The organism is Pseudomonas sp. Irchel 3E13, assembly GCF_900187455.1.
In the GTDB taxonomy this organism is placed as follows: Bacteria; Pseudomonadota; Gammaproteobacteria; order Pseudomonadales; family Pseudomonadaceae; genus Aquipseudomonas.
Window position 1 is genome coordinate 27,147 of record NZ_FYDX01000004.1, and the last position, 17,837, is coordinate 44,983.

Below are 17,837 nucleotides of genomic sequence, written 5' to 3' on the forward strand. Positions count from 1 at the left end.
CGCCTTGAAAAGCGCAGGAAAAATGGTCTGAACGGACGATGAAAGAGGTGCGGGATGCGCCGACGATCCAGCTCGATATAACAAGAACCGGAGCAGCGCAGTGAACCCACCCAATCCCGTCACCTGGCGCACGCACTACGCGCTTCTGGTGCTCGCCAGCATCTACGTCTTCAACTACATCGACCGCCAGTTGATGGCGATCCTGATCGAGCCGGTGAAGCTCGAATTCGGCATTTCCGACACCGGCATCGGCCTGCTTTCAGGGGTCACGTTCGCGGTGTTCTACACCGTCTTCGGCTTCCCGCTGGGACGGCTCTCGGACCGCATCGGGCGCAAGCCGGTGATCGCCTTCAGTTGCATGGCCTGGAGCCTGATGACCATGCTCTGCGGCATGGCCGGCAACTTCCTTACCTTGGTGCTGGCGCGGATTGGCGTGGCGGTGGGCGAAGCCGGCGGCACCGCGCCGTCGGTGGCGATGGTCTCCGACCTGTACCCGGCCAACCGCCGCTCCACCGCGCTGTCGGTGCTGATGCTGGGTTCGAGCCTGGGCGCGATCGTCGGCCTCGGCCTCGGCGGCTGGATTGCCCAGCACCACGGCTGGCGCTATGCGTTCCTGCTGATCGGCGCACCAGGCATCCTGCTCGGCCTGGTCCTGCTGCTGACCGTGCGTGCACCCAAGCCCGCGGTGATCCGCCAGTCCACGGCGGCGCCGCAGGATGGCTGGGCCAAGACCCTGGTGGAATTGTTCCGCATGCCGTCATTCTTCTGGCTGGTGCTGACCGGCGGCACGGCGGCGATCGCCGGTTATGCCATCGGCACCTGGAGCCCGAGCTTCCTGATCCGCTCCCATGGTTTGAACATGCAGGAAGCCGGCTTCCTGGTGGGGGTGGTTGGCGGCACCGGCTCGACCATCGGCACCCTCGCCTGCGGCCTGCTCACCGACCGTCTGGCCCGGCGTGATGTCGGCTGGCAGATCGGCGTGCCGCTGCTCGGCACCCTGCTGAGCATCCCCTTCGCCCTCGCCTATTTCCTCTGGCCGCAGGGCATCGCCTTCCATATCGGCAGCATCCCGGTGCCCGAGGCGTTCCTGTTCTACAGCGCGTTCGGTTTCTTCGGCGTGTGGTGGGCGACGCCGTGCCTGGGCGCGATCACCCATTTGTTCCCGGCCACGCGCCTGGCTCAGGCCACGGCGATCTTCGTCATGTCCATGACCCTGTTGGGGGTTGGCCTGGGGCCGCTGGTGATTGGCGTGCTGAGTGACTTCTTCGTCGCCTCGCTGGGCGGCGAATCGCTGCGCTATGCGCTGGCGGCATCGGTGTCGTTGCTGGTGCTGGCGGCGGGGTTTCTGGCGATGGCGTTGCCGCGGTATCGGCGGCAGTTGCAGGCAGAGGATGTGGTGGCGGGAGCAGTGGTCGGCGTTTGAGTTGAAGGCCCGATTGCTGGATGGGTGTCTGCAGATCTTTCGGTCATGTGCCTGCCGGTATGTTTTCAGCGCCCTTGAGATCGAGCGCCGCCCGCGCGGCGCATCGCGACGGTTCGGCGCCCCGACAAGCTCGCTCCTACATCGGTTGTAACGCGCCATGGCCTGTGGGATTGGCGTCAGCCTTGAAATCAAGCCGAACCACCAAGGCGGTCAACCATGGCCTTGCAGGCATAGGTACGTTGCAACCGATGTAGGAGCGAGCTTGCTCGCGATGCGCCGCGCGGGCGGCGCTCGATCTGAACAGCGCTGAAGACACTCCGGCTAGCACATGGCGGCCACTACATCCCAGCCGCCTGTGATAGCCGTGCTAGCGAAGGGCAATTACTTCTCGGCTTCGATAACCTTGTTCAGTACAGCCCCGTCAATGCTCAGGGTGGCGCTGTTGAACATGCCTTCGACGTAGGTCTTGGCCAACTGTTCCTGACGCTGAGCACGCAGGGCGTCACGCAGTTGTCCGCGAACTTCGTCGTAGGTGGCGACGCGCGCCGGTTGCAGTTCGACCAGCTTGACGATGTGCAGGCCCAGCGGGCTTTGCAACGGTTCGCTGACCGCGCCGACCTTCAGCTTCGACACTGCGGTACGGACTTCCGGCAGCAACTGCGTCAGCGGTTGCAAACCGATATCGCCGCCCTGCTTCGCACTGCCGGTGTCCTGCGAGTAGGTCTCTGCCAGTTTGGCGAAGTCGGCGCCGGAAGCCTGGGCACGCTTGGCGATGCTTTCAGCCTGCTTGCGCACCGACTCCAGGGCCTGCTCGTCCGGTACGGCCAGGTAGATCTGGCTGACCCGGTACAGCGCCGGCACCTGCAACGAAGCCTTGCCGTTCTCATAGGCCTGCTTCAGGTCCTGCTCGGGCGGATAGTCATCCGGCACCTTGGTCACGCTGCTCAGGTAGCTGCGCAGGACGATCTGCTCGATCGCGGCGCGGGTCTGGGCTTCCACATCGGGACGCTTCGACCAGCCCTTGGCTTCGGCCTGCTGGTACAGGGCCTTTTCCGCCAGGCGTGCACGGATCCAGGTTTCCAGCGCAGGACGATCATTGCGCAGTTGCAGGCGAGCCTGCTCCGGCAATTGGGCGAACAGCGCCTTTAGCTCTTCGGCGTTGACCTGCTGGTCACCCAGGCGAGCCAGCGCGGTACCGCTTTCGGTTTCCGGAACAGTGCGGCTGGCCGCCTCCAGATCGTCGCCAGGACGCAGGGCCAGGGTGACCGCAACGGTCAGCACGGCCAGCGCACCAGCGCCGGCCCACAGGCGACCGCGACTCACGAAGCGCTTTCCACAGGCGCCTGGGCAGCAGCGACGTTGCGGCTGTAGTCACGCAGGTAGACAACGAACTCTTGCAGCAGGCGGTCCCACAGCACCAGGGAGCCTTGCAGGTGCTTGAGGCTGACGCCGTCAGCAACGATCACGTCTTTTTCCAGCACCAGGAACTCGCCCTGTTGAGCCAGACGGGAGAAACGACGCGAAGCGTTCCACAGGTTGGTCAGGCCTTCAGGCAGCTCACCCTGGATGCGCAGTGCACAGCTGTAGGTGAAGTCCAGGAATTGTCCTTCTTCCGGGGCACTGTTACCGAAACGGACGGCGTAACCGACGCCCTGGCTGGCGCTGAGCAGTTGAATCACAGCGTTTTGCTCGGTGCGGTTGACCCGGCAACCGGCGTCTTGCAGCAGGGTGGTCAGGGAATCGGCACTTACGGTTTCGATCAGGGTATTGGCAGTCACGGGGTCACCTTCCTTGCGCGGTTAAAAGCCTGAAGTTAAAGCGAAAGTTTGTAGCACATTGCTAGCATTCGGTACAGACGCACCACACCTCCTTCCGTCATAAACATGTCCATCAGCAACCGCGCGTACCCCGACCGAGGCGCCGGACCAGTTCTTCACGGTCCAGCACCGGTGCGAAGTAGCTGCCCTGGCCGACCGCGCAGCCCATGTCCATCAGGATCAGGTGCTGGCCGGCGCTTTCCACCCCGGTGACGGTGACGCCCAGGCCGAGCGACCCGGCCAGGGCCAGACTGTTCCTGATCACCGCGCGGTGGCGGGGCTGGTGTTCCAGTTCGTGCATGAACTGGCTGGCCAGCCTGATTTCATTGAACGGCAACTGGCACAAGCGCTGGAAAGCCCCGCCATTGCTACCGAACTCACCCAGGCACAAGCCACAACCGAGCATGCGCAGGCGCGTCAGGCTTTCCAGGTGCATCGCCGAAGTCTCCAGCGGGCTGCAGAACGCCAATTCAAAGGCGATGCCCTGGCCCACCGAACGATGAAACTGCATCAGCGACTTGATTCGCCGGGTCAGGCTGCGGCCACACAGCTGCGACAAGCGCAGGGCAAAGCACAGGCGCAGCACCCGCCCCTGCGCCATGAGTTCGCGCTGCAGGGCCAGGCCCTGTTCCAGCAACACCACCAGCATGTCGTCCAGCAGGCCGGCGCGTTCCACCAGGGGCATGAACAGGTTGTCGGCCAGCAGGCCATGGACCGGGTGCTTCCAGCTCGCCCGCACGTCCACGCCCTTGATTTCGCCGTTGCCGAGATCACAGCGCGGCAGGAAATGCGCGCCGAACTCCTTGTACGACAGCCCTCGGCGGATATCCGCTTCGGTCACCACCACCCCCTGGGCCGGTGCGGCCAGTGAGCGCGCGGGCAAGGTGCGCACCCGCGCCAGTGCGTCACGCATGCTCTCCAGGTGCAGCGGCTTGCCGACATCGCCGAGAAACACCACGCCCAGGCGAGCAACCAGCAGGGTAATGGCCCGGCGCACCTCGGAATGCAGCCCGCTGCTGACGATCACCCCGCCGATCAGCGACGCCTGCGCCGCGCGGTGGAGAAACTCGAGGCCGTCCATACCTTCCATGCGCACATCGCAGACCACCACATCGACCCGGCCGATGCGCTCGAGCAAGGTGATCGCTTCGCTGCCGGCGGACGCTTCCAAGACGTCCCGGCAACCGAGTTGACAAAGGATCTTCACGGCGATGGCGCGCTGAAAAGAGTGATTTTCAAGAATCAGGACACGCAAAGACTTCGCAGGCACAACCGCTTCCCTCGTATAGGCCAGGCCCCATATTCCTATCGGTGCAGCCAGGAAGAATCAGGCGGCTTCCCAGCATTCGACAGAAATCTCCGACGCTTCAAGACTGACAAAACAGTTCCAGGCGCTGGGTCAGCGCGGTCACGGCCTGACGCAGGTCGTCCACCAGCGGATCGATGCGTTCCGCCGGCGCGCTGTCCTGGCAGGCCTTTTCCAGGTTTTCACAGGCGTTCAGCAAACGGCGCGCCTTGATGATCCGGCCGCCGCCCTTGATCCGGTGCACCAGGTCCGCGAGGCCGCCCAGGTCACCCTCGCCGTGCAGGTAGGCGAGTTTCTCCAGGTCTTCGCGATTGCTGGTCAGCAGGTCCTGCAGCAGGGCCTTGATCGCCGTCGGGTCGCCGCCGGTGATCTTGTGCAGGCTGGACAGGTCCAGCCCGTTGCCCGGTTTCAGCTCACCTTCGCCGGCGTCGGGCACCAGGCCGGGTTCGCCCGAGGCCAGCTTGCCAGCGAGGTCCTTCAGGTTCAGCGGTTTGAACAGGCAATCGTCCATCCCGGCCTCGATACACCGCTTGCGCTCCGTGGGCTGGGCATTGGCGGTGCAGCCGAGCAACAGGATCGAGACCTTGCCCTTGCGCCGCTCGTCCTCGCGCACCGCCCGCGCCAGGGCATAGCCGTTGAGGCCCGGCATATTGCAATCAGTGATCAGCACATCGAAACGCTGCCGCAACCAGGTGCGCAGCCCTTCGTCGCCGTTGGTCGCGGTCACTACGCGGTGGCCGAGAAAACTCAGTTGCTGCTGCAACAGCAGGCGGTTGGCCGGGTAATCGTCCACCACCAGGATATCCAGCGGCGCATCGCTGCGGGCGGGCAGTTGCGGCAGGCTGGCCAGTACCGCCTCGGACGGTGTCAGGCGCGGCAGGTCAAGATTGATCCGCGCCCGGGTGCCCACGCCGAGGGTGCTGTCCAGCAACATGTCGCCGCCCATCATGGCGCAGAGCGTGTGGCTGATGCTCAAGCCCAGCCCCGAGCTGCAGCGGGCGCTCTGCTGGTTGTTGCTGGCCTGGCGAAACGGGCTGCCCAGAAGCGCCATTTCGTCCGGCGGGATACCGACGCCGGTGTCTTCCACCGACAGGCACAGCCCGACCCGTTCACGGTCCACGTCCAGCGCCAGGGTCACGCAGACCTCGCCTTCGTGGGTGAACTTGATCGCATTACTGATGAGGTTGGACAACACCTGTTTGAAGCGCACCGGATCGACCAGCACCTGCACCGAACAGTGGCTGTCCATGTCCAGCGCCAGGTGCAGGCGTTTCTGTCGGGCCTGGGCCTCGAACATGCGCACCGTGCTTTCCACCTCGCGGCACAGGTCGACCTGCTGCGGCACCAGCTCCAGGTGCCCGGATTCGATACGGGTGATATCAAGGATGTCGCCCACCAGATCCAGCAGGCCCCGGGCGGCGCCAGACGCCACTTCGATGGCGAGACGGTCGAGCACGCCCTCCTCGGCTTTGCGCAAGGCCAGTTCGAGCATGCCCAGCAAAGCGTTGGTCGGCGTGCGGATCTCATGGCTCATGGTCGCCAGGAACGTGGTCTTGGCCTGGTTGGCCGCCTCGGCTTCGTCCTTGGCCAGTTGCAGGGCGTCGTAGAGTTGCTGGCGTTCGGAGATATCGACCCAGCCGCCAATCACCCCGGCCACCCGGCCGTCGCTCGCGCGGTACGGCAGCATCCAGTGGTAGATGATCAGCCGCTCGCCGGCCAGCAGCAGTTCGCGGTCTTCCACTACCGACGCGCCCTGGGCGATGACCCGGCGATAGGACTCGCGGTAACGCCGCGCCTGGTCCGCGCCGATCAGCCATTCCGGCACCGGCTGGCCGATCACCGCGTCGCGCTCGACGTTGAGGGCCCGCAGGTAGCTGGCGTTACAGGTCAGCAGGCAGCCTTCGTGATCGCGCACGTAAATCGGATGCGGCGTGCCGTCGATCATCACATGCATGAATTCGAGCTGGTCGTTGAGAGCCTGTTCCGCCTGCAAGCGCTTGTGCACCTGGCGGCGCAGGCTGCGAATCCAGTACATCGCCAGCAGCAAAAGGATCAGGGCCATAAGGAAGCCTTGCAGGATCATCCCGCGATACTTCTGCCAGTAACTGTCGACAACGATCACTTCGTTGCGCCAGCGATTGGTCAGTTCGTCCATCTCCTGCGGCGCGATGCTCAGCAGCGCCTTGTTCATGATCGACAGCAACTCCCGCGCGCCGCGCCGCGTACCAAAGGCGAAATGCACCGCCGGCACCGGCAGCGCGGCGCGGATGCTCAGTTGCCCACGGAATTGCCGGGCGATGCTGTAGCGCGCGCCGATCAGGCTGGTCACCGCCGCCTGCGCCTCACCGCTGGCGACCCGTTCCAGCGCCTGCTGCGGGCCGCTGCTCCAGAGCACCTGAACCTGCGGGTGACGTTCGCGCATGTAGTCTTCGAGCACGCTGCCCTGAACCAGGGCCAGGCGCTTGCCAGCCAGGTCGTCGAGGCTGTCGAGGTAACGGTCGTTGTCCCGGGTGACCAGCACCAGGCTGTTGCTCAGGTAGGAACGGCTGAAACCCACCTGTTCCTGGCGGCCGCGGCTGAACGGCAGCGCCGCCACCAGATCGACCTGCTGCACCTCCAGACGCTGCGCCATGTCATCGAAGCCGCCGCCGGCGACGATGTCGAAGGCCAGCCCGGTGCGCTGGGCGATGCGCTCCAGCAGATCGGCGCTAATGCCGCGAAACACGTTCTGGTCGTCGAGGTAGCTGACCGGCAGGAACTGCTCGTCGATGGCCACGGTCAGTCGCGGGTGCTGACGCAGCCACTCGCGCTCGGCATCGGTGAAGTCGAGCTGTCCCCGCGCGGCGAAGCTCGTCGCGCCGCCGCTCCAGCGCCGCAGAATGGCAAGCCGCGCCTGTTCGGAAATCCGCTCCAGGGCCTGGTTGACCAGCCGTTTCAGGCGCAGGTTGTCGCTGTTGACGGCAAAGCCGTAGTGCCCGCCCTCAAGTAGCTCGGTGGGGAACAACTGCAAGTGGGCCAGGTAATTCTTGTGCAACAGGTATTGGGCACCCAGGGCATCGCCGAGAAACAGGTCGGCCTGGCCGAACGCCACGGCGCCGAGGGCGTTGAGCAGCGACGGATAGAACGCCAGGCGCGCATTGGGAAACAGTTCGTGGGCGCGGTCCTCGGACAGGTAGCCCTCGCGCATGGCCAGGCGCACGCCGGGCCGGCCGGAGTCCGGCGAGCCGCCATCGTCGCTGCGCGTGGCCAGCACCGGCTGGTTTTCCACGTAGGCCCGCGACAGCAGCAGGCGGCTGCGCGCCGCCTCATCGGCTGACACGGTGCCCAGCAGGTCGATATCGCCGCGCTGTAACGCACTGATCGCCTCGGCCCGTGAGCCATAGCGGCGCACGCGGATCTGCACGTCGAGCAACTCGCCCAGCAGCCCGGCGTAATCGGCGGTGAGGCCTTCGTAATCGCGCCCGGTGGCGGTGATGTCGAACGGCACGCGGTCGGGCCGGCTGACCCCGAGCCACAACGTCCGCCGCGCCCACAACCAGTGGCGGTCGTTGTCGTTCAGGTCCAGGCGCAGGTTGTCGTCGAGGCTCGAACGGGCCAGCAGATTCGGCGTTTCCGCCTTGGTCAGGCCGCTGAACAGGCACACGCACAGTACCGCCAGCGACAGCAGCAAGGCGCGCCGCATAGGAGGGAAAGACCGCAAGTGGGCGTCAGATCAGTGTGTGGCGCCTGGCCAGGTCGGCCAGGTCCACCTGGGAGCTGACCCGCAGCTTTTCTAGCAGGCGGGTCTTGTAGGTGCTGATGGTCTTGTTGCTGAGCAGCATCGCCTCGCCGATGGCCTTGTTGCTCAGGCCACGGGCCAGTTGCTGGAGGATCAGCAGTTCGCGGTCGGTGAGTTTTTCGATGCGCTGGGTTTCGGTGGCGTGGCAGTCGAAACGGTTTACCGAGCTCAGGGAAATTTCCGGGAAGTAGGTGTAGCCGGACATGATTGCCAGCGCCGCCTTTCGCAGCTCGCTCAAGTCATCGTTCTTCGAGACGAAGCCCGAAGCCCCCAGGCGCATGCAGCGTAGCGAGAAATAACCGACCGCCTGGGACGTCAACACCAGCATCTTGATGTTCAGTTGCGCCGCTTTGACCCGGGTGATGATCTCGAGCCCGTCGATACGCGGGATGGCGATATCGAGGATGGCGATGTCAGGCTCGTGTTCGCGGATCAGGCGCATGGCGTCGATACCGTTGTCGGCCTCGGCGACGACCTCGAATTGCTCCTGACGGAGCAGCATTCTGACACTGGCGCGGATGAACGGATGGTCGTCCACGATCATGGCTTTGTACATGAATCCTCCCTGTTTTTGGATAACGTGCAGGGTCCATTTCGAATGCCGTGCCTACCTGGGGGGGAAGCGATTCAATAGCATCAAAAGGCCAGCACTTAGGGTGCAGAGTATCGACCGCCAGGTAGGCACATGTGCATCGGACAATTCCCTAATCAATGAGGGAAATTTCCCAGCGACTAGATCAACCCTTGATTTCCACCCGCCGCCGCTCTTGCCCTTCGATCAGTTCAAAGCGATACACCCGCCCTGGGTCGCGGCTGAACTCGCGGTCGATGCCGGGGCGGATATGGTGCTTGGTCGCCACCGAGCACTGCTTACCGGTGGCGTCGCAATCGTTGAAATGGTCCAGCACCACGGTGCTGCTACCACGGTTGTGCACGATGAAGCGCTGGCCTTCGCGCGAGACGTCGGTCTGGTACTGCACCCCGTTGGGATGGACGAACAGCAGCGACCCGAAGCCGGTGAGGATTTCGACCTTGGCCTTGAGCGCTTCATATTGCTCGGCGTCCGCTTCGCTGATGGCGAAGCCATCGCCGCGTTCCGGGACGACCGGAATGAAGCGCAAGCGGAAATAGCGCTCCTTGGCCCGGTCACCGCGATACAGCACGCGCATCGTCTGCATCCCCGAGGCCGGCACGATCAGCCTGGCGGGGCTGGCGATCAGTGGCCGCTGTTCCAGGGGCAGGTCGTCTTGCGCCACCTCGGTGATATTGCCCTGGGCGTCATAGACCAGCTCGAACACGCTGACCTTGACGAATGCCGTGGTGTCGCCGCTGTTGCGTATCCGCTTGAGCATCGTGCTGCGCTCGCCGTCCATGTAGTCGTACAGGTTGCCCACGTTGATCTGTGGAGCGGCGTGCGCCGTGGCGCCGGTTATCAGCAGCAACACGCCGCAAAGGGTTTTTCTCATCGTTCATCACCTCGTTAAAAATACGTTTGTGCCCGGGCGCTACATGCCCGCATCGAAAATCACGGTTACATCGCCCGCGTACTCCATTCCGGGGTAGCGGGCCATCTCACTGACCTGGGTTTTGCCCACGTCGAAGTGCAAAACCCCGCCCTGATTGAGCATTGGCTGGAGGCTTTCCAGTTTCAGCGCCATGGCCTCGCCCACCGGCAGCGGCAGCCGGCTCACGGCTTGCCCGGAGTGCAGGAAACCTCCCGGCAACGTCAGGGCGACGTGCAGCGGCACCTGATGCTCATTGGCTCGATTGCGCATGCCACAGCGTTGCGCCTCGTTGTATTGGCAGCGCAGGTGGACACTGAAAGGACCGGACGACCAGACGCGCAGGGCGACATCGCGGTACAGCCGGTGCGGAAGGCGGTTGGACCACTGGCCCCAGCCGCCGGGAGGTTCCAGCACGACCTGCTCGCTGCCCTGGGCGAATTCGAGGCGGAAGGCATGCACCACGTCGAGTTCGACGCTGATCCCGAGGCTGTCGGTGGTGAGCCCCGCCACGCCGTGGCCGAGGTCGAAGTCCGCGCCGGGGCCGACGCTGAGCACCAGGCGTCCGCGGTACTTGCCCGGCTTCATTTTCAAGGGTGACGGCGTGCTCAGCCGGTAGGCCAGGCCAAGCTCACCGATACGCAAGCGGGCGGCCTCATCGACAGCGTCATCCGGCCTGGCCGAGAAACACGTGGCCGGTTGCGCCGGCGTGTTGATCCGCCACAGGTAGTGGCTCCGTGCCCCGGCATTCTGCGCGCCGGCGACGGCGCATCCGCCCTGCACTGGGCGGGACGCCGCCGCGCCGGCCGCCGTGTCGACCTGCAGGCCCAGCGCGAGGATTTCGAATTCCAGCGAGTAGGATTCGCCGCTTCGTTCGTTGGTCACCGTGACCTGGCGCCGGCCCGGCACCCGGATCGAGTAACCCGCGCCGCCGCCCTCCTTGTCCTGCGTCGCCAGCTCATAGCTGATGGGCAGGTCGAGTGCCGGCCCGGCGTTGCATTGCCCCGGCCAGCGTGTGCAGAAGTCCGGCGCGCGGGACGTATGGACAAAGTCGAGACCACCACGGTACTCGGCACTGACCGTCACCTCCGTCGCGTTGGCCGGGGTCGACCCCGCGCCCGCCTGCAGCATCAGCAGCAGGCATGCAAGCGTTTTCCAAGCGTGGAACTGCGTCATACACCCTCTCCTGACGGGCCTGGTTCACCGCGAACCAGAGTCCTCGCCTCACACCGCTGATCACCGGCCAGCAACACACCGTCTTCACGCGGCCCTTGCGGGTCGACCCGCAGCACGCACAACTGCCGGCCCCGGTGCTGGACCTCCAGCGTCGGCACCGCCTCGCTGACTTCCACCACGAAAAATCCGTCGGCTTCACTCACGCCGCGGCTGGCGTGGTTGATCAACATCGCACCGCGCAGCGGCTTGCTCTGCTCATCCAGCAAGCGACCGATCACGGTGACCGTGCGCATGACCCGCAACCGGTGGTACTCGACGCCGCCGCGGTTGAGGTGATAGGTCAGCGTCGGTGGCTGGATGACGGCGCTGGCGTCATAGCCGGACTGGAAATCCAGCAGCACATGGCCGGACTTGTAGGCATTGACCGGCACCACGTTGCGCCCGGGGCGCAACACGCTGCTGCTGCCTTCGGAGTCGTTGGCGCGCAATTGCAGGTTGGGCACGTCGGTTTCCACATCGACGATCAGCCCGGCCGCATACGGCAGGTACTGGCCGCTGAAGCCCAGGTGATCGCCGCCCACGGCCAGGGTGCTGTCGAGGTTCAGGCCGGCGCTGAAGTCCTGGTTGAAGGACGAGCGCTGGATGAAGGCATCGCCGTTCAAGGCGCTGTTTTCAAATTGGGTGTCTGCCGTCAGGCCGGTGCCGTAGCGGTCGAAACTGACCGTGCCGGCGATGCTGCGCACGCTGCCCTGTTCGGGCAGGTGCTGGTAGGTCAGCGCGGCGTTGCGGTCCTGCCCGCCGTCGCGCGAGGTTCGCGTTCCCAGGCTGGCGGACAGGCGGCGGTCCGAGCCGCCCAGGCTGGTGCTGACGCTGAAATTGATGCCACGGCTGCGGCGATCGCCGCTGCTCTCGGTGCCGGGCCGGTCGAACAGCGAAACTCGCCAGTTCGCATTGCTGTCCCAGAGCTTGCCGAAATAGGACAAGCCCAGGTCCATCGCCGTGCCGGCGCTGCCGCCCGTGTCGCGGCTCACCCGCAGGCTGGCCGTGTATTCACGGTTGAGGCGGTGATTCAACGACAGCGAAGACTGCCCCGTTCGTCCCGGCGCCATCACCTCATCGCGCCCGGTCCGACGCGGCTCGAATGCCGTACTGCTGTGGCTGAGAATCACGCTGCCGCTGCCGTACTGGAAAATACCCCGCAGGTCGTAGCCATTGCCCAGGCCGTCGGTACGAAACACGCTGCCCAGCAGTTGCAAACGATCCAGCACATGCCAATCGAGGGAGGAGCCGTATTGCATGTAGTCATCGACCCGCTGCGCCGACAGGCCGGTGACCACCCGCGGGTGCAGCAGGTAATTGGCGATGACCCCGGCACTCAGGCCGCCGGCGCTTGATTCGTCGTCGCTGCCGAGCAGCTCCTGGCGCTGACCGGCATACAGGTTGTAGCGCCAGGGCGAATCGGTGTTGCTCCAGTTATTGGGTTTGTAGACGAACTCGTTGCTCTGCGAGGTGATCTGGCCGTCCTCGATCAGACGCACTTCCACCTCGTAGATGCCGCCGGGCAGGCCACGGGTGTCCAGCACCTGCAAGCCCGGCGCGACCGGCTGCGTCTGGATCAACTGGCCGTTGCGGTAAATCTCCACCTGGCCCTGGCGATTGGGGGTGACATAGATCGGCGTGACGCTGGCGCTGCCATTGTTCACCGCCAGGCTGTCGCTGCTGCCGAACATCACCCCCAAGGTGGTTTCCGGTGTGTTGCCGAGCAACAGCGGCTGGCGGCTCAGGCCCTGAACATCGGGTGTGAAATAGCCCAGGCGGAAGAAACGGTCCTCATGGATTCGCTCGGCGTAGAGCTGGTCGATGTTCTGCCGGGTTTCCTCATAGCGACCGCCGCTGCGGTCGAAACGGGCTTCGGCCAACGCGGTCCAGTTGCCGATGCTGCCCTGCCCCTGCAGCGCGTAGCGCCCGACGGTCTGTTCGCCGTCGCGGCTGAGGTTGAGCTGGTTGCGCAGGATCAGCCCGCGGCTGCCCTGCTCCGGCAAACGGTGGTACGTCTCCTGGCCGCTGCTTTCCGCGCCGCGGGTGAGGATCGACAGCCGCGACTCCAGAAGGTCGTAGTGAAGCGCCAGCAAATCACGCGGGCAGCTACGCTCGCAGTTGCCCAGCGCCAGCCCGTTGCCCAGCGCGACCGCCCAGGCCTGGCGGAGGATTTCAGGCTCCTGGCTGTCGCGGCTGTCGGTGAAGTTCAGCAACTGAACGCGGTCGTCGCGGCTCAGCACCACCAGTGCCTCGCCCAGCAAACGACCGTCCAGCTCGACCCGCACCGCCAGCGGCACCTCGAAAAAATGCTCATCAAACCCTTTGGGCAAGCCTTCCGCCTGCCGGAGAATCCCTGGTCGACTGCTCTGCTCCGTCGACCCGTTTGCGCAGGCAGATGCCAGCCAGACCGTTGCGGCACAGCAGCCCAAGGTCAGTCGAATGGATATTGCCAAAGACATGTCACTGCTCATCAGCGAATGAAAAGAGGCCCGCGGTCGCCCCACTCCTGCAATCCGGCAAAAGTCAGTGCGCCCCGAAAATGGGCAAGGAAGCAGCCGGTGAATGGCTACAAGGGGGGAGCGGTCTCGAACATCATGTTCAACGCGCCGGCGTAATCCCCCGGGAGGTACTGAGGGTTGCTGCTGGGGGGCACCCAGGTCTGAAAGTTCACCAGCACACCGGGCGCGGCCACCTCGGGTCTGACGACCTCTCTGGGAACCTCCGAAAGGGTGACGTTGTTGACCTGCACCATCAGGCTGAGGACGTTATCGCCATTGCTGATGTGCGCGGGCTCGACCAGATAGGCCGAAATGGCGCCCACCGTGCTTTTCATCAGGATCTTCTGCCTGAATATGCCGAAGGATGTGCCGGCACCGCCCCACGTCAATGTCTGGGTCTGGTCCATCCAGTTGCCGGGACCTACGATGCTGAAACTTTCCGTGGGCACCGTGCCCGTGAGGCTGAAGTGCCCTTCGAGCGGTTCGATGGCTGATGCGCATTCCGAGGCCAGCATCAGTGTCAGAGGGAGCGCGAAAATGCTGTATTTCATGATTCAGTTCCTTGTCGGAGTACCAATTGATTTCGGCGACCGGCCGCTGGCTACAGCGGCGCGGCGGTCTCGAACATCTGGCCCAGGAAGCGAAGAACCGTATTGCATGCACTCATCAACCCGCTGCGCCGAAAGGCCGGCGACTACCAGGGGGTGCAACAGGTCATTGGCGATCATCCCGGCGCTCAGGCCGGTCGAACAGGTATCGCCAAAGACGTGTCGCTGCTCGTCAGCGAATGGAAAAAGCCCAGCAGTCGCCCCGCGCCTGTGCAGGCAAGAACCCGGAGCGACCCGGTAATAGGCAAAGAGGGCCCGGTGAATGAATGGCTACAGGGGGGGCGCGGTCTCGAACATCATGCTCAAGGTGCCGGCGTAATCGCCCGGAGTACGTTCGATGGTGCTCGGGTTGAGCACGCTGGCATTGAATTGCACCAGAAGGCCCGGCGGAGCCAGGTCGGCCCTGAGCACGATTCTGGGAGACTCGGTAAGAGCCACCATGTTGACGGCCACCTGCATCGGAATCACGTTATCGCCACTGCTGATTTGCGCCGGTTCGAGCATGTATGCCGTGATGGCGCCGACCGTGCTTTTCAGCAGGAGTTTTTGCTGGAGCGGGGTAAACCCGGTACCGATGACGTTCCAGTTCAGGGTCTGGGTCTGGCTCATCCAGTTAGCGGGGTCGATAACGCTGAAGCTTTCCGTGGGCACCGTGCCGGAGACCGTGAAGTTACCTTCGATCGGCTGGACGGCTGATGCGCCTCCCGAGGCCAGCATCAGCGCCAGAGGAAGCGCGAAAAAACGGTATTTCATAATTCAGTTCCTTGTGGGAGTACGGATTGATTTCGACGACCTGCCGCCGCTTACAAAGGCGCCTTAGTCTCGAACATCATGCCGAAGACCCCCGAATAGTCGCCGGGCGCGGGCATCGCCGTAGAGTCGGCGGACAGATCGAAATCCACCATGAACGGTTTGCCCGTCAGCATCTCTTCCGCGCTGGCCACTTCCTGCGGCAGGGTGCTCAGGGTCTTTCCGGCGACCCTGAGGCGCATGGCGATCACATCGTCCTTGTCATTGGTGAGTTGCGCCGGCAGCGTCAGGTGCGCAGTGACGGCACCGACTGTGCTCACGAAGATGAGCCGCTGTTTGAACAAGGCGAAACCTTGACCTTCCACCCAGCTCAACTCGTGATTCTTGCCCCACCAATTGCCGCTATCGATCACGTTGAAGAACTCGGTCGGAATGGTGCCGACGAGCTTGACCTGCTTGTTGATCGGCTCGGCCGCCGAAACTGTGCCCGCCGCCAGCATCAAGGCCAACGGAAGCGCGAACGCACTGTATTTCATGATCTTTTCCCTGTCTGAGGAACGAAAATTCCGAAGCCCACCAAAGACGCCGCCGGGGAAGGGTTGCTGGCGCCAGATGGGCAGGACGGATTATTCGTGACTGGGAAAAAGGCTTACATCAGACGTATCCCAGTGACACCGGGAAATTTCCCACCGAGCCTACTTACAGCCCATGAAACAGCTCGGGGAAATGTGCGAATGACGCGTGGCGCTGGGCCGTTATTGCGGAAGGAAGGATTGAATGTGAGTACACCCGGCGCCGTGGGAAAAGCGCCGGGGTGCCTATCGCCGGGGCAGTCGAATGCTGAACCGGGCACCGCCCAACGCCGACGGGCCGACCGTCAGTTGCCCGCCCTGGCTCTCGATGACCCGACGACTGATGGCCAGGCCCAGGCCGAACCCGCCGGTAGCCCGGTCGCGGCTGCGGTCCAGGCGATAGAACGGCTGGAAGATCTGCTCACGCTCGTGTTCGGGGATGCCGATGCCGTCGTCCTCGACGCTGAGCAGACAGTTGCCCGCCGCGTCCTGGCCGAGTTCCAGCAGCAGTCGCCGGTCGCAGTAGCGCATGGCGTTGCGGATCAGGTTCTGCACGGCGCGGGCGGTAAGCCGTGGGTCCAGGGCGAATCGCGGCAAGTCGTTGGCCGCGCAGACCTCCCAGCAGATGTCTCGGCTGTCGAGTTCCTCGGCGAAGCTGCCGAGAATGCTGTCGACAAACTCCAGCAACGACACCTCGACCCGCTCGACGTTTTGCCCAGGAGTTTGCAAGCGGCTGTAGGACAGCAGTTCGAGCACCAGCTCATCCAGCTCGCGAACATGCCCGACCAGTTGCATCAGCCGCTTGCGGCTGGTGGCCGGCAGCTCGTCATAAAGCAGCACCAGGCCGAAGTCGAGACGGGTCAGCGGTGTGCGCAACTCATGGGACACCGCGTTGAGCAGTTCGCGCTGTTGGGTCAGCAGTTGCTCCAGGTCGTGGGCCATGGTGTCGAACACCTGGGCCAGTTCGCCGATGTTGGAACGCGAGGAAATCATCGTGCGCTCCGACAACTGCCCCTGCCCGAGCAACTGCGCGGTGGCCTTGAGCCGTTGCAGGTCGCGCCAGTGCGGCCACAGCCAGAGCAGCAGGCAGCCGAGCAGCGCGGCGCCGATCAGTACGGTGATGCCCCACGACAACAGGTTGATGTCGAACGGATCCGGCGGGTTGCGCAGGGCCACCAGCCACTGGCCGTTGAGCGGCGCGATGGCGGTCTCGTAATAGCCCCAGTCACCCAGGCGCACCACGTTCTGCCCGGCGTCCAGGCGCAGACGTTCCTGTTCGGTCAGATCGGCCGAGGTGCTCGGCATCAGCTCGACCGCCAGCGGCGCGAAATCGACCGCCAGCGCCTTCGCCACCGCCGGCCACTCGCTCTCCGGCGCCTGGCGGAACTGGCGGACGATCAGCGCCTGCACGCCCCGCGCCTGCTCCAGGTTGTACGCCAGGTAACGTTCGTTGAACGCCTTGAGGATGACTTCCGGCACCAGGAAGATCGCCCCGGCGTAGGTGACGATGGTGAGCAGGTAGAGGCGAACTAGGATTTTCAGCATGGTCCGGCCTCAGACCTCCCATTCCACGCGGCTGAACAGGTAGCCCTTGCCCCACACGGTCTTGATCTTCCGTGCTTCGCCGGCGTTGTCGTCGAACTTGCGGCGCAACTTGGAAATCGCCACGTCCACCGAGCGGTCGGTACCGTTGAACTCGATGCCGCGCAGGTGCTGGAGGATATGGTCGCGGCTGAGCACCGTGCCGGCATTGCGCGCCAGCACCACCAGCAGGTTGAACTCGCCGCTGGACAGCTCCACCGGCTGTCCGCGCCAGGACACGGTGCGCTCGGCGAGGTCGATGCACAGGGCGCCGATCAGCACCCGGTCGCTCTCAAGGTGCGGCTCGGCGATGCTGCTGCGGCGCAACAGGGTCCGCACCCGCGCCAGCAACACCCGCGGTTCGCAGGGCTTGGCAACGTAGTCGTCGGCGCCCATTTCCAGGCCCAGCACCTGATCGTGACTGTCGTCGCGGGCGGTGAGCATGAGGATCGGCAGGCTCTGCGACTCGCCCCGCAGGTGGCGGCAGACCTGCAGGCCGTCGAGGCCGGGCAGCATCAAATCGAGGATCACCAGATCAGGTTTGTCGCGGCGCACCTGCTCCAGCACTAGATCGCCACGGGCGATGACGCTCACGGTAAAGCCGTTGCGCTGGAGGTAGCTGGCAATCAATTCGGACAGGGCGCAGTCGTCTTCGACCAGGAGAATGTTGGGCATGAGTTGACTTGGAGAGCAGAGAAAGGAACGCAGAATATAGAACCGGAAAAGGTAACGAGTTATTTGTTCACACTTTTTAACAGACGCTCTACAGAGCTTCACAGCCGCTGGT

The 17,837-nt window shown here is 64.2% G+C and carries 14 protein-coding genes; 1 reads left to right on the forward strand and 13 read right to left on the reverse strand.

Annotated elements, in window-relative coordinates; genetic code table 11:
• Nucleotides 1–100 precede the first annotated feature (100 nt).
• Nucleotides 101–1,423: an MFS transporter gene (locus tag CKW37_RS07170; RefSeq protein ID WP_095154993.1), complete on the forward strand. Its 1,323-nt coding sequence runs from the start codon at nt 101–103 to the stop codon at nt 1,421–1,423.
• A 381-nt stretch (nt 1,424–1,804) separates the two neighbouring features.
• Here CKW37_RS07170 and CKW37_RS07175 read toward each other — a convergent pair whose 3' ends face one another.
• The 13 genes from CKW37_RS07175 to CKW37_RS07235 all read right to left on the reverse strand — a co-directional run bounded on the left by CKW37_RS07175 (nt 1,805) and on the right by CKW37_RS07235 (nt 17,725).
• On the reverse strand, nt 1,805–2,746 hold the full coding sequence (locus tag CKW37_RS07175) for a peptidylprolyl isomerase (RefSeq protein WP_095154994.1): 942 nt from the start codon (nt 2,744–2,746) through the stop codon (nt 1,805–1,807).
• On the reverse strand, nt 2,743–3,201 hold the full coding sequence (locus CKW37_RS07180; RefSeq protein ID WP_095154995.1) for a YbjN domain-containing protein: 459 nt from the start codon (nt 3,199–3,201) through the stop codon (nt 2,743–2,745). Before CKW37_RS07180 ends, CKW37_RS07175 begins: the two co-directional genes overlap by 4 nt.
• Before the next feature lie 112 nt (nt 3,202–3,313).
• On the reverse strand, nt 3,314–4,510 hold the full coding sequence (locus CKW37_RS07185; RefSeq protein WP_095154996.1) for an EAL domain-containing protein: 1,197 nt from the start codon (nt 4,508–4,510) through the stop codon (nt 3,314–3,316).
• 97 nt (nt 4,511–4,607) lie between these two features.
• On the reverse strand, nt 4,608–8,228 hold the full coding sequence (locus tag CKW37_RS07190) for a transporter substrate-binding domain-containing protein (protein ID WP_095154997.1): 3,621 nt from the start codon (nt 8,226–8,228) through the stop codon (nt 4,608–4,610).
• A 25-nt stretch (nt 8,229–8,253) separates the two neighbouring features.
• Complete coding sequence (locus CKW37_RS07195) at nt 8,254–8,880, reverse strand: response regulator transcription factor (protein WP_095154998.1); 627 nt, start codon at nt 8,878–8,880, stop codon at nt 8,254–8,256.
• Nucleotides 8,881–9,061: 181 nt separating this feature from the next.
• Nucleotides 9,062–9,790, reverse strand: a complete 729-nt coding sequence (locus CKW37_RS07200) for a molecular chaperone (RefSeq protein ID WP_095154999.1) — start codon at nt 9,788–9,790, stop codon at nt 9,062–9,064.
• Nucleotides 9,791–9,829: 39 nt separating this feature from the next.
• Nucleotides 9,830–11,002 carry a hypothetical protein gene (locus CKW37_RS32940; RefSeq protein WP_177454405.1) on the reverse strand — a complete coding sequence of 391 codons (1,173 nt, stop codon included), beginning with the start codon at nt 11,000–11,002 and terminating at the stop codon, nt 9,830–9,832.
• Nucleotides 10,999–13,500: a TcfC E-set like domain-containing protein gene (locus CKW37_RS07210; RefSeq protein WP_095155344.1), complete on the reverse strand. Its 2,502-nt coding sequence runs from the start codon at nt 13,498–13,500 to the stop codon at nt 10,999–11,001. The genes CKW37_RS32940 and CKW37_RS07210 overlap by 4 nt, the downstream gene beginning before the upstream one ends.
• A 107-nt stretch (nt 13,501–13,607) precedes the next feature.
• Nucleotides 13,608–14,090, reverse strand: coding sequence for a CS1 type fimbrial major subunit (locus CKW37_RS07215; RefSeq protein ID WP_095155000.1), 483 nt, complete (start codon nt 14,088–14,090; stop codon nt 13,608–13,610).
• 327 nt (nt 14,091–14,417) lie between these two features.
• Nucleotides 14,418–14,900: a CS1 type fimbrial major subunit gene (locus CKW37_RS07220; RefSeq protein WP_095155001.1), complete on the reverse strand. Its 483-nt coding sequence runs from the start codon at nt 14,898–14,900 to the stop codon at nt 14,418–14,420.
• A 50-nt stretch (nt 14,901–14,950) separates the two neighbouring features.
• Entirely contained in the window at nt 14,951–15,433 is a 483-nt protein-coding gene (locus CKW37_RS07225) for a CS1 type fimbrial major subunit (protein WP_095155002.1), read from the reverse strand.
• Between the two features lie 282 nt (nt 15,434–15,715).
• A complete protein-coding gene (locus CKW37_RS07230; protein WP_095155003.1) occupies nt 15,716–17,014 on the reverse strand; it encodes an ATP-binding protein in 1,299 nt (432 codons plus the stop codon).
• 9 nt (nt 17,015–17,023) lie between these two features.
• Nucleotides 17,024–17,725: a response regulator transcription factor gene (locus tag CKW37_RS07235; protein WP_095155004.1), complete on the reverse strand. Its 702-nt coding sequence runs from the start codon at nt 17,723–17,725 to the stop codon at nt 17,024–17,026.
• Nucleotides 17,726–17,837: the final 112 nt, after the last annotated feature.

Excerpts from the sequence above, each read along its gene's own strand:
- CKW37_RS07190 (WP_095154997.1), bottom strand. The coding sequence starts at position 8,228 with ATGCGGCGCGCCTTGCTGCTGTCGCTGGCGGTACTGTGCGTGTGCCTG.
- CKW37_RS07195 (WP_095154998.1), bottom strand. The coding sequence starts at position 8,880 with ATGTACAAAGCCATGATCGTGGACGACCATCCGTTCATCCGCGCCAGT.
- CKW37_RS07200 (WP_095154999.1), bottom strand. The coding sequence starts at position 9,790 with ATGAGAAAAACCCTTTGCGGCGTGTTGCTGCTGATAACCGGCGCCACG.
- CKW37_RS32940 (WP_177454405.1), bottom strand. The coding sequence starts at position 11,002 with ATGACGCAGTTCCACGCTTGGAAAACGCTTGCATGCCTGCTGCTGATG.
- CKW37_RS07210 (WP_095155344.1), bottom strand. The coding sequence starts at position 13,500 with ATGTCTTTGGCAATATCCATTCGACTGACCTTGGGCTGCTGTGCCGCA.
- CKW37_RS07215 (WP_095155000.1), bottom strand. The coding sequence starts at position 14,090 with ATGAAATACAGCATTTTCGCGCTCCCTCTGACACTGATGCTGGCCTCG.
- CKW37_RS07220 (WP_095155001.1), bottom strand. The coding sequence starts at position 14,900 with ATGAAATACCGTTTTTTCGCGCTTCCTCTGGCGCTGATGCTGGCCTCG.
- CKW37_RS07225 (WP_095155002.1), bottom strand. The coding sequence starts at position 15,433 with ATGAAATACAGTGCGTTCGCGCTTCCGTTGGCCTTGATGCTGGCGGCG.
- CKW37_RS07230 (WP_095155003.1), bottom strand. The coding sequence starts at position 17,014 with ATGCTGAAAATCCTAGTTCGCCTCTACCTGCTCACCATCGTCACCTAC.
- CKW37_RS07235 (WP_095155004.1), bottom strand. The coding sequence starts at position 17,725 with ATGCCCAACATTCTCCTGGTCGAAGACGACTGCGCCCTGTCCGAATTG.